The organism is Chloroflexota bacterium (assembly GCA_016197225.1).
Lineage (GTDB): Bacteria > Chloroflexota > Anaerolineae > Anaerolineales > VGOW01 > VGOW01.
In genome coordinates this window covers 1-10,875 of record JACPWC010000067.1, presented here as the reverse complement: position 1 = coordinate 10,875, position 10,875 = coordinate 1, and the positions used below count along the sequence as shown (strand labels likewise).

The window sequence follows — 10,875 nt, the reverse complement described above, 5'->3', positions numbered from 1 at the left end:
CCTTACCGACGGCGGTCTGGATCAACCCGCCGCAGGTGACGCTGGCTGCCCCGGCTGACTTGCCGAAAACTACTGGTGTAGACACGGACGATCTACACTAAATTCCCAACCAAGTTGTCTCAAAGGGTTGACACATTCCGCTAAGCCTTATTGATCTAAGCGATGCACGGGCGGTTATGAGTCAGCTATGTACTGTCGGCTGGCAGATAGGCATATTCAGAAATATATATCTCAGCTTATCGACCGTGATTTACGCTGGATTTAGAGAAGAGGAAGTCAATGGCTAACCGTTATAAGCTGATGAGCGATGAACAGCCAGACGGCGAGGTTCAGCCTTCGCTCGTCGAAAGAATATTCCCTAATCCTGACAATGTCAGCGAAGGCGAATACCTTGCCATATATGATTTTCTGCAAAGTCCGGACATCAACAACGATCCCGAAATGATAGCCGCCTCTCTCAGAGAGTTTTCTGGCTGGGCCCAATACCTGTTACAGCAAATGCAAGAATCTGGCCCAATAGACCGTGCTGAAACGGGAGACTGACTCTTACCCCGCCCCCTTCTTCTGCCCCTCAATAAACCCAAAAATCTTCCCCCAAGCATCATCGCACGCCTCATTCCACTCCGCATAACGCCGGTCGAAGAAACAGTGCGGCGCGCCGTCGTAGAGGTGAATAGCGTGAGGGCCGCTACATTTTGGCGAACAGCCTTACTACAAACTCTTCTCCCTCGACCGCGAACTCCGGTTCGGTGTTATTGTGTTCCTTCATTAACCGAATCATGGTTGGGATTCCGGCTCCAAATTCCTCCATCAATCCCAGACGGTTGAGGAACTGGGCGATGAGGGGGTTGCGCGATTCGTGGTTATAAAGGCGAATGCTCTCCAACGTCATTGAATTCGGCAGGCCGCCCGGACTGCGAACTTCAAAGCGATTATCGAATATAAATACCCGCACCTGACTGCCGGCAATGCCATAATCACGATGGGCAACGGCGTTGACGATGGCCTCGCGAATGACGGGCGAAGGGTAGAATGGCTTGTCTGACCTCACCAATCCCTCGATTCGCGAATAAACCCCCGTGTACTGCAAGGCATAGTCTTCGACTTGTTTAGCTAACTTCGGCAGTGTTCCGTTTAACTCCTGCGGGCTTAAGCGATCAGCCGTCGCCTCATCGCCCAAAAAGCGAACTGCCGAGACGCGACTCTGGCGCAAATGGCGCTGCGGTTCCCGGCCAAATACCAATACTCCGGCTACCGTCAATCGCTGAACGCCATCCACCGTCGTCGCTACTCGTGTCCCTTCAAGCAATCGCTCCTGCGGCAGGCCAATGCTTTCCAGCGGTTGCCGCGCTATCGTCTCAAAGTAATGCCGGAAAGCATCCCGGTCTAAATCATGAATGGTCGTCCCGGCTACAGGCGACTCGTCAAAATGATATAGCCCTGCTTGCTGAAGCAGGCGAGCGCGTTGTTGTGGCGAGGCCAACTGCTTGGTTGCGCCGACACGAATATAACACTGGCCGCTGTTGTTTTCGTAGGGCGGCCCGGTTCTTTTATCTACCCGGACGGCAATCACATTCAGGCTATTAATTTCCACTCGCTCAATAAGCGGATATAGTGATGGGCGGCAGTTGTCGCGTGAGATGTTTGCCAATGTGTTCATCACCGCGTCGGCATCAGGGACGCCGACGATTTGTCCGCCATCCTCCACTCCCACCAACAGCATTCCGCCGCCTGAATTGGCAAAGGCGATCAACTCGCCGGCCGTGTCGCTCCGTTGAGAGACGTCGCGTTTGAACTCGACAGTCGGCCCCTCCCCGCCCGCAATCAGAGCAAGAATATCATTGGCTGCAAGCGTCATTGCGATCCTCCACTTTGCCCGCTTTCGCACAAGTATAATTCAACCTGTCTTCCCCTGCCCCTCAATAAACCCAAAAATCTTCCCCCAAGCATCATCACACGCCTCCTTCCACTCCGCATAACGCCGGTCGAAGAAACTGTGCGGCGCGCCGCCGTAGCTGTGGATGGCGTGTGAGACGCCGGATCTGTCGAGGGCGGCGTCAAGGGCGTGGACTTGCTCGGCGGGAATGCCGGGGTCTCCGCCGCCGAATAAGCCCAGCACCGGAATCCTGGCGTGGACCCCTGCGTCGGGGAGAGTCCCTTTCGACTCAATCCACGCCCGCCGCATCCCGGCATAGAATCCAATGACGCCGGTCAGCCCCAGGTCTTCCATGCTCGAATACAACGAGAGCGCGCCGCCCATGCAGAACCCGACGGTGAAGATGGGTTGTGGCGTTGGGGATAGGGATCGCAAATGGGCTACCGAGGCCCGCACGTCGTTTGTAAACGTCGGCCAGGTCATTGCGCCCATGTGCGGCATGAACTCGAACGAGTCCTCGCGCGCCGTCAGCCCCGCAGTTCGGCCAAAGTAGTCCATCGCCAGCGCGGTGTACCCGGCGTCGGCGAAGCGCAGGGCTAGTTCTTTGTAGAAAGGGTGCAGGCCGCGAACATCGGGATAGATCAGAATTTGCGCATCTTTCGGCTGATCAGCCTGGGCGACGAAGGCCATGAAGGTGTTGCCGTCACTGGCGGTAAGGGTGGCTTCTGCTCCTGAGCCGCCGCCGCCGATGCCGTGTTCAGGTGGTCGAGCATTATTGTCGTAACACATGGGTTTCCTCCTCAAGGGGATGTTTGATCTCGCCGGCCATGAAACGACCGGGGTCAGCCTCAAACGCGCGCAAGCAAGCCTGCGCGCAAAAGTAAATTCGCTGGCCGCGATAGATCGCGCTGGGATAGCGATCCGGCTCGGCAATTTTTCCGCCACAGACAGTGACGGCTTCAGAGTCGTTCATAGGTTCAGTTTGAGTCATTGTTTCCACGTTTTATTCCACACCGCTCGAAAAACTCGTCCAACTTCTCTCGTTCGCCCGGAAGCTCCTCGTGCTCGATGCGAATGATGGTCATCTCCGGGCCAAAGGTCAGGTGTTGGCGGCAACGGTAGGTGTGGGTCAGGCCGTGATGGGTGAGATGATCGGCGAAAAGAACAGCGGCGGTTTCTTCTCCAGACTCCTCAACCCGGCTTTCATAGTCAATCAACTCCAGCGTCGCCTTCGCCCACTCGCTATTCTCACGATACGACTTGAGGATTGCTTCCGGGCCGGTCAGCGCCTGGTCTGTTGTGTCGTAGCGGCAATCGGGCGCAAGCAGGGGTTTGACGGCTTCAAAGTCGTTGGCGTCGAGCCTGGCGGCGAACGCCAACGCCTGCTGGTGAATAAAGTGTGTTGTCATCTTTTATGATTATAATTCACTCATGCCCATCCGTCTCCTTCACTTTGCCGACCTGCACATTGGAATGGAAAACTATGGCAAGCTCGACGCCCAGCTTGGCATCTCCAGCCGGGTGCGCGATTTTTTGGAGCGGCTGGACGAAGTGATCCAGTATGCCTTCGACCACGACGCCGACCTGGTCGTGTTCGCCGGCGACGCCTTCAAGACCCGCGACCCCGACCCGACCCAGCAACGCGAGTTCGCCAAGCGCATCAAACAATTGGCCGACAAAATTCCGGTTCTGCTCCTGGTGGGCAACCACGACATTCCGGGCATGGCCTCCAAAGCCACCAGCCTCGACATCTTCCGCGCCCTGGATGTGCCTAACGTCATCGTCGGCTGGCGCGATGGCAGTCAGGTAGTGCAGACTAAACGCGGCCCGGTCTTCCTGGCTTGGGTTCCGTATCCGATTCGCAACCGCTTGCTGGCCCAGGAAGAGCATCGCGGCGTGTCCATCGAAACGCTCGACTCGGCGTTGCAGGAGATCATCGTGACCATGTTGCGCGACCTGACGACCGAGGCCGCCGACAAGGACATGCCTCGAGTCCTGGCCGGGCACTTCTCGGTGACGGGCGCGGTGTTCGGCTCGGAGCGGTCGGTGATGTTGGGGCGCGATCTGGCTGTGCCGAAGTCGTCGCTGGCTGATCCGGTGTGGGACTATGTGGCGCTGGGGCATATTCATAAGCATCAGAATTTGACGGCAAGCGATAGCCCCCACCCTAACCCTCCCCCGTCTGGAATTGCACCAGACAGGGGAGGGGATTCTCCCTCCCCTGCTGGCGGTTTTCCAGCGGGGGAGGGCCGGGGTGGGGGCCAGACTCCGCCGGTTGTTTATTCCGGCTCTCTCGAACGCATTGACTTTGGCGAAGAGGTGGAAGCTAAAGGCTTCTGCTGGGTTGAACTTGAACGGGGCCACACCAGGTGGGAGTTCGTCAAAGTTCACAGCCGGCCATTTGTCACGATCAAAGTTGACGCGCAAGAGGCGGCTGACCCGACCTCGGCGGTGCTGGCCCGGATTGAGGGCCGCGATCTCAAGGGCGCGATCGTGCGAGTCAGCGTCGAACTTAAATCTCATCAGGAAGCATCCCTGCGTGAGCGCGAGATCGAGAAGGCTTTGCGCGAGGCCGAAGTTTCCACCATTGCCGCCATCAGCAAAAATGTTGAGCGCGAAGTGCGGACGGCGCTGGGCGGCGTCAGCCCCGAGACGCTCACCCCGGCCCAACTCGTCGAGCGTTATTTTGTGTCCAAAGGCAAAACGCCCGAAGAGGCGGCTCAATATGCGAAGATGGCAGAAAGTCTGTTCAATGTCGAATGACGAATGGAAAATGACGAATGGAAAATGACAAATGGAAAATGGCAAATGACAAATGGCGAATGGAAAATGACAAGTGTCAAATGTCAAATGACAAAGGAGGGGATGTGTCTGCATCGCCCCGCAATATTCAGGAAAGAACGTTTGAGTTTGGTGTGCGTGTGATTCGCTTGGTTGACCGTTTGCCTCGCACCACAGCAGGCATACAGATCGGACGGCAATTCATCGCGTCGGGCACCTCGGTTGGCGCAAACATGCAGGAGGCTGACGGCGCCGAGAGCAAAGCTGACTTCGTGCACAAAACCGCTGTTGCGCTCAAGGAGGCGAAAGAGTCTCATTACTGGCTCCGCTTAGTTGACGCAACATTGCTGGCAAACGACGACGAGGTCAAATCGCTTATCCGCGAAGCTATGGAACTTTCCCGCATCATTGCCGCTATCAAACGCAACGCCCACAAGCCCAAATAACCTCTTCGCCATTCATCATTCATCATTCATCATTTGTCATTCGCCATTCGCCATTTGTCATTTTCCCTTTTCCATTCGTCATTATGATCCCTCTTCGACTCGAACTGCAAAACTTTCTTCCTTATAAAGAGCCGGACGCGCTCGACTTCAGCGGCCTGCACGTGGCCTGTTTGGCCGGCGACAACGGCGCGGGGAAATCGTCTCTGCTCGACGCGATGACCTGGGCGCTGTGGGGCCGCGCCCGGGCCAAGACCGACGAAGAGTTGATCTATCAGGGCGCGACGGAAATGCGCGTGGCCTTTACTTTCAGCGCACAGAACGACGTCTATCAAGTCATTCGCCAGAAGCGGGCGGGCAAGGGCAAAGGCAGTTCGCTCGAACTGCAAGCGCAGGAGAACGGCAAGTGGAAAGGCCAGAGCGAGGCCACCATTCTGCAAACGCAGAAGAAAATCATCGGCCTGCTCAAGCTCGACTTCGACACCTTCGTCAACTCGGCCTTCATCCAACAGGGCAAGGCCGACGAGTTCACCCGCAAGACTCCGGCTCAACGCAAGGAAGTGCTGGCCGACATTCTCGGACTCGACCAGTGGGGCGTTTACGAAGAGCGGGCCAAGAAACGCATCGCCGCTCTGCGCGAAGACATCATCACCCTCGACGGCGAGATCGCCGGTTACGACCGCGAACTTAACCGCCGCGCCGAGTACCAGGCCAACCTCGCCGCCGCCGAGCGCAAGCTGAGCGAGACGCAAGAGAAGCTTCGCGCCGCCGAGTCGCAGTGGGCCGAAGTGGAAAAAGCCCGCGACGCCCTCAACGCGCTTCGCAAGCAAATGGCCGATCTCGACAAACGAATCGCAAGCGGCGAAAAAGAATTAGCCGAGATTGACGTTGAACTACGGGCCGCCCAGTCCAAAGGGGACCCCGTCTCGTTAGCCCGCGAACTTGATTCTGTGAATACCTTCCTCGTCAAACTTGAAGCGCGCGAAGAAGAGCGATCAAAGGTGACTGAGCAGAGACAGGCCGCCGCCGAAGAGTCGGCCAGACGCAAGGGCGAGAACGACACGCTTGGCCCGCAGACCGAGCCGCTCAAAAAACGAGTCGAAACCCTGAGCGCAGCCACCGAGCCAATCTGCCCCACCTGCGGCCAGCCCCTCACCGAAGATCACCGCCACCAAATCATTGAAGAACTCAGCGCCGAAGTGGACTCGCGCCGCGCCCGCTACCGCGAAAACACCGCCCGCCTCAAAGCGCTGGCTGATGAACTGGCCTCGTTTGATCGCGCCCTGACTCAGATCAACGCCGACCTGCGCGAGCGCTCGGCTCTGCAAAAGAAGCTGGCCGACCTGCAGGGCAAAGTGGTGGCCGCCACCGAGGCCCGCGCCCAGATCGACTCCCTGGCCGTCCGCCGCAACCGCTGGCTCGAAGGCCTGCAGGCCGACCGCGCCCAGCGCGCCGCCCTCGACGCCGAAGCAAGCCAATACGCTTTGCGAGCCGTTGACGCCGACAACTTACAGAATGCGCTCGACAAACTGCGCTTCGAGTCCCGCGTTGCCACCGAAGAACTAGGCGCGGCCCGCCAGCGGCTTGCTTCGCTCGACTCGCTCACCAAATATCGCGCCGAAAAAGTGGCCGCTCAAAAGAAGCTGGCCGCCGAGCAAGGCATATATGAAGAACTGCGTGAGGCTTTTGGCAAACGCGGCGTCCCGGCCCTGATTATCGAAGCCGCCGTGCCGGAAATTGAAAACGTTGCCAACGACCTGCTGAGGCGCATGACAGCCGGGCGGATGAACGTGCGCTTCAACACCCAAAAGGAAACGCAGGCCGGCGACGTGCGCGAGACGCTCGATATCCAGATCGCCGACGAGCTTGGCACGCGGGCTTATGAAAACTTTAGCGGCGGCGAACAATTTAGAGTCAACTTCGCCATTCGCATCGCCCTCTCGCGCCTGCTGGCTCGCCGCGCCGGGGCGCAACTGCAAACGTTGATCATTGACGAAGGTTTTGGCTCACAAGACGCGCAGGGCCGCGAGCGATTGGTGGAAGCCATCAACGTTATTCAAGACGACTTCCAGCGCATCCTGGTCATCACCCACCTCGACGATCTCAAGGATGCTTTCCCGGCTCGCATTGACGTGATCAAAACGTCGAACGGCTCACAAATCGCGGTGGCATGATGGCTTTCACAACCCTCATTACACCCGAACAACTCCTGCCTCATCTTGCCGACCCAAACTGGGCCATCTTCGACTGCCGCTTCAAGCTCGAAGACTCCGAAGCAGGCCGCAAAGCTTATTTAGACTCTCACATCGCCGGCGCTGTCTACGCTCACCTTGACCAGGACCTCAGCGGCCCAAAGACCGGAATAAATGGTCGCCATCCTCTGCCCGATCCCGACTCGCTGATCAAAATTTTCAGCGCCTGGGGAATTTCAGAGTCGACTCAAGTAGCGGCTTACGACGACGTGGGCGGAGGATTGGCCGCCGCGCGGCTATGGTGGCTGTTGAAGTATATGGGACACGATCGGGTTGCGGTGCTGGATGGCGGCTGGCAGGCGTGGGTAGCCGCCAACTACCCAACCCGCCCCGGGGCAGAATCCCGGCCTCCCACTGTCTTCGTCGCCCACCCCCGGCCCGACATGATCCGCAACGCCGACGAAGTTGGCGAACTGGCCCGATCCTCTTCGTGGGCCGTGTTCGACTCTCGCGCTCCAGCCCGTTATCGTGGTGACGAAGAGCCGATTGATCCGGTAGCCGGGCACATCCCCGGCGCGCGCAACCGGCCCTGGGGCGCAAACCTGGACTCGTCGGGGCGCGTGTTGCCGCCCGACCAGCTTCGCGCTCAATTTGACAAATTGCTGGGCGATGCTCAACCGGAGCAAACCGTTTTCTATTGCGGCAGTGGTGTGACGGCGGCTCACAACGTTTTGGCGATAGAAGCCGCCGGACTGCCCGGCGCAAAACTTTATCCTGGCTCGTGGAGTGAATGGTGCAGTGATCCTACAAGGCCGGTAGCGACAGGCCAGGAATAATCTCACCGCGAAGACCGCTGCGCGAAGGGCGCAAAGTTTTTCTTTTCTTTGCGTTCTTCGCGCCTTCGCGGTGAAAAAGGGAATGTGATGCGAGTCTTTTTAACCGGCGGCACCGGCTTCATCGGCCAACCACTCACGCGGGCACTGCTCAAGCGCGGCTGGGAGGTGACACTGCTCGCGCGCTCCGGCCAAAGTTCGATTGAGGGTGTGCGAACTGTAAAGGGTGATGTGACTGATCGCGAAACGATGCGGGCCGGCATGGCCGATGCAGACATAGTCTTTCACAACGCGGGCTGGTACGAATTGGGCATCGCCTCGTCGGCGAAGGCGAAGATGCAGGCTATTAATGTGACCGGCACTGAGAATGTGCTGGGGCTGGCCGCCGAGTTGAAGATTCCGCGAATCGTATACACCTCTTCTACAACAGCCATCGGCGACACCGGCGGCCAAACCGTAGACGAGTCCTTCACTCGCGTCTCGCGCCCGCTCACATTCTACGAACAGTCAAAAACCGAAGCCCATGCGATTGCCCTCAAGCATCAAAAACAAGGCGCGCCCATCATTATCGTTTGCCCAGCGCAGGTTCTCGGGCCGGGCGATCATTCGGCGTTCGGCTACTTTGCGCGCCTGTATGTTCGCAATCTTTTGCCGCCTCTCATCTGGGCGCCTGACGGCGCGTTCACGTTTAGCTACGTGGATGATGTGGCCGAGGGTTTGGCGCTGGCGGCGGAGAAGGGCAGGGTTGGCGAGACTTATTTCTTTGGCGGCGGCTCCATCACGATCCGCGAACTGATGAAAGTTTGGAAGAAAGCCGTCGGCGGCATCCCGCCCTTCATCTGGCTCCCCAGGCCGTTGGCGGTCATTCAAGGGATGATGGCCGAACCGTTGTTGCGATTGTTTGGCATCTCGGCCTTTATCTCACGCGAAGTCATCGAGGGGAGTTACGTCAGCTTTCGCTACTCGTCTGAAAAGGCCAAACGCGAACTGGGCTGGAATCCGCGTAGCGCCGAGCAGGCGTGGATTGACACACTACTGGCTGAGAAAGCAAAAAAGTGATCACCACAAAGACTCAAAGGCACGAAGGGCCACAAAGGAAGACAAGAAAGACTTTGTGATTCTTCGAGTCTTCGTGACTTCGTGGTTCAAGGGGAGTAACAATGCCAACTCTTACTTTCCTCGGCAGTGGCGAAGCCTTCGATCCGCAACTGCCTAACACCTCACTGCTTTATCAGGGATCGCAAAACATATTGATTGACTGCGGCTTTGCGGCGGTGCAGGCGCTGTGGCGGCGCTCGCTTGACCCGGAATTTTTAGACGCGATTCTGCTCAGCCACCACCACGCCGACCACACCTTCGGTTTGCCCGCCTTGCTGTTGGTGGCCCAGACTGCCAACCGCCGGAAACCGCTCACGATCATCGGCACGCCGAACACGAAACAATACGTGACGACGCTGTTCGACCTGGCTTACACGCCCGGCATGGCCCGCCTCAAGTTCCCGGTGAACTTCGTCGAATGTGCGCCGGGCGAGACGGTGACGCTTGGTTCGATAACCATCAAAACCGCCTTGCCGGATCACGGTATCGCCGTGCTGTCCACCCGCTGGGAGGAGAACGGCCAGGCGCTCTTCGCTTACAGCGCCGACGGCAAAGCCACGCCCGCCAGCCGCGCCCTCTTCAAAGGCGCGAACGTGCTGGTGCATGAGTGCTACGCTTTGCCGGGGAAGGAAGGGCCGGTGCACACCCACGTTCAGGCTGTGCTGGAGATTGCGGCTGAGTCGCAGGTGTCAACGCTCATTCTTGTTCACCAGCAAACCGCCCAGCGCGCCCTCATCGCCGATTACGTGCGCGGGCAGGAGATTTTTGGCGGGCAAGTGTTACAGCCGGATAGGGTGATGACAGTAAGTTTGTGACCGGGTGATGGGGGGACAAGGTGAAAAGGTGACTATGCCTCTTGATACCTCCTCCTTCCCCACCTATCTCCTCTCCCTCAACCTCACCACGCCCGTCACTACCAGGGGCGGGCAGATGATCCCCGGGCCGCCCGTGCCGTTCTTTGAGCTTGCTCTGCGTTTGGGGCTGGGGGCGCTCATCCTCGACACCCCGCAAAATCGATCCATCCTCGCTCGTATCAACGTGCCGCCGGAGACGCTGGCTTACGTGTCGCCCCGCTTGCGCTCGCGGCGTCAGTGGCGGGCCGAGTGGGCGGCGCTGGCCGAGCCGCACCTCGCCGCCGCCGACCAGGCGGCGGCAAAAGATGATCGTGAGAACGCCGTCCGCGAAATCCGGGCGGCGCTGGCTTTGCTGGGCGTGGCCTACGGCGGTGACGGCTACTACATTCACATGCCCATGCGCGACTGGCACGGCATACTGCCTACACTTCAGCGGCTCTATGTCATGTTGAACGCGATCACAGGCGAGCGCGTTGAGCGCCTTTCGTTTGATCACCCGCGTGGAAGCACTGCCGGCCTGTTGCACTTTCCAAAGGAGACTAAAGAGAGCGCGGGCGGCGCAAAACGCTACCCGGCTCTGCTGGCGATTCATCCGCTGGCCAGCGACAAAGAGAGTTTCGATCACGCTCTCAGCCTGTTTCGCGAGGCAGGCTACGCCACTTTTTGTGTTGACTTGCCCGCGCACGGCGATGCCTTTGACGGACCGCGTTTGAAGCCGGACGACGAAATCATTGGGGCCGCCGCCGTTGAGGTATTGGCCGCCTACCCGGAGATTGACACAGACCGGCTGGGCGTGAT

General features: G+C 58.6%; 12 protein-coding genes. 8 read left to right on the top strand and 4 right to left on the bottom strand.

The annotated features are described in order from the left end of the window. Positions 1-279 precede the first annotated feature (279 nt). On the top strand, positions 280-543 hold the full coding sequence (locus HYZ49_12655; GenBank protein MBI3243136.1) for a hypothetical protein: 264 nt from the start codon (positions 280-282) through the stop codon (positions 541-543). 145 nt (positions 544-688) lie between these two features. Here HYZ49_12655 and HYZ49_12650 read toward each other — a convergent pair whose 3' ends face one another. From HYZ49_12650 to HYZ49_12635, 4 genes are read right to left on the bottom strand one after another with little or no spacing between them, the layout of a single operon-like run. Continuing rightward, the gene (locus HYZ49_12650; protein ID MBI3243135.1) at positions 689-1,858 is read right to left on the bottom strand and encodes a putative DNA binding domain-containing protein; all 1,170 of its coding nucleotides are present in this window, start codon (positions 1,856-1,858) and stop codon (positions 689-691) included. A 39-nt stretch (positions 1,859-1,897) separates the two neighbouring features. After that, the gene (locus HYZ49_12645) at positions 1,898-2,665 is read right to left on the bottom strand and encodes a dienelactone hydrolase family protein (protein ID MBI3243134.1); all 768 of its coding nucleotides are present in this window, start codon (positions 2,663-2,665) and stop codon (positions 1,898-1,900) included. Next, entirely contained in the window at positions 2,649-2,867 is a 219-nt protein-coding gene (locus tag HYZ49_12640; protein MBI3243133.1) for a YHS domain-containing protein, read from the bottom strand. Before HYZ49_12640 ends, HYZ49_12645 begins: the two co-directional genes overlap by 17 nt. Beyond that, positions 2,854-3,285 (bottom strand): nuclear transport factor 2 family protein, encoded by a 432-nt coding sequence (locus HYZ49_12635; protein ID MBI3243132.1) that lies wholly within the window; start codon positions 3,283-3,285, stop codon positions 2,854-2,856. Before HYZ49_12635 ends, HYZ49_12640 begins: the two co-directional genes overlap by 14 nt. Before the next feature lie 22 nt (positions 3,286-3,307). Between HYZ49_12635 and HYZ49_12630 the strand changes: the two genes are divergently transcribed. The 7 genes from HYZ49_12630 to HYZ49_12600 form a co-directional block, all read left to right on the top strand. Beyond that, complete coding sequence (locus tag HYZ49_12630) at positions 3,308-4,639, top strand: exonuclease SbcCD subunit D (GenBank protein ID MBI3243131.1); 1,332 nt, start codon at positions 3,308-3,310, stop codon at positions 4,637-4,639. Positions 4,640-4,656: 17 nt separating this feature from the next. Continuing rightward, entirely contained in the window at positions 4,657-5,103 is a 447-nt protein-coding gene (locus tag HYZ49_12625) for a four helix bundle protein (protein MBI3243130.1), read from the top strand. An 83-nt stretch (positions 5,104-5,186) separates the two neighbouring features. Then, entirely contained in the window at positions 5,187-7,274 is a 2,088-nt protein-coding gene (locus HYZ49_12620; GenBank protein ID MBI3243129.1) for an SMC family ATPase, read from the top strand. Continuing rightward, the gene (locus HYZ49_12615) at positions 7,274-8,128 is read left to right on the top strand and encodes a sulfurtransferase (GenBank protein MBI3243128.1); all 855 of its coding nucleotides are present in this window, start codon (positions 7,274-7,276) and stop codon (positions 8,126-8,128) included. The genes HYZ49_12620 and HYZ49_12615 overlap by 1 nt, the downstream gene beginning before the upstream one ends. Positions 8,129-8,215: 87 nt before the next feature. Then, a complete protein-coding gene (locus tag HYZ49_12610) occupies positions 8,216-9,184 on the top strand; it encodes an NAD-dependent epimerase/dehydratase family protein (protein ID MBI3243127.1) in 969 nt (322 codons plus the stop codon). 101 nt (positions 9,185-9,285) lie between these two features. After that, positions 9,286-10,038 carry a ribonuclease Z gene (locus HYZ49_12605; GenBank protein ID MBI3243126.1) on the top strand — a complete coding sequence of 251 codons (753 nt, stop codon included), beginning with the start codon at positions 9,286-9,288 and terminating at the stop codon, positions 10,036-10,038. Positions 10,039-10,072: 34 nt separating this feature from the next. After that, positions 10,073-10,875 (top strand): hypothetical protein (locus HYZ49_12600; GenBank protein MBI3243125.1); only part of this gene is annotated, 803 nt, incomplete at its 3' end.

Excerpts from the sequence above, each read along its gene's own strand:
- HYZ49_12630 (MBI3243131.1), top strand. The coding sequence starts at position 3,308 with ATGCCCATCCGTCTCCTTCACTTTGCCGACCTGCACATTGGAATGGAA.
- HYZ49_12645 (MBI3243134.1), bottom strand. The coding sequence starts at position 2,665 with ATGTGTTACGACAATAATGCTCGACCACCTGAACACGGCATCGGCGGC.
- HYZ49_12635 (MBI3243132.1), bottom strand. The coding sequence starts at position 3,285 with ATGACAACACACTTTATTCACCAGCAGGCGTTGGCGTTCGCCGCCAGG.
- HYZ49_12640 (MBI3243133.1), bottom strand. The coding sequence starts at position 2,867 with ATGACTCAAACTGAACCTATGAACGACTCTGAAGCCGTCACTGTCTGT.
- HYZ49_12620 (MBI3243129.1), top strand. The coding sequence starts at position 5,187 with ATGATCCCTCTTCGACTCGAACTGCAAAACTTTCTTCCTTATAAAGAG.
- HYZ49_12605 (MBI3243126.1), top strand. The coding sequence starts at position 9,286 with ATGCCAACTCTTACTTTCCTCGGCAGTGGCGAAGCCTTCGATCCGCAA.
- HYZ49_12615 (MBI3243128.1), top strand. The coding sequence starts at position 7,274 with ATGGCTTTCACAACCCTCATTACACCCGAACAACTCCTGCCTCATCTT.
- HYZ49_12655 (MBI3243136.1), top strand. The coding sequence starts at position 280 with ATGGCTAACCGTTATAAGCTGATGAGCGATGAACAGCCAGACGGCGAG.
- HYZ49_12650 (MBI3243135.1), bottom strand. The coding sequence starts at position 1,858 with ATGACGCTTGCAGCCAATGATATTCTTGCTCTGATTGCGGGCGGGGAG.
- HYZ49_12610 (MBI3243127.1), top strand. The coding sequence starts at position 8,216 with ATGCGAGTCTTTTTAACCGGCGGCACCGGCTTCATCGGCCAACCACTC.
- HYZ49_12625 (MBI3243130.1), top strand. The coding sequence starts at position 4,657 with ATGGAAAATGACAAATGGAAAATGGCAAATGACAAATGGCGAATGGAA.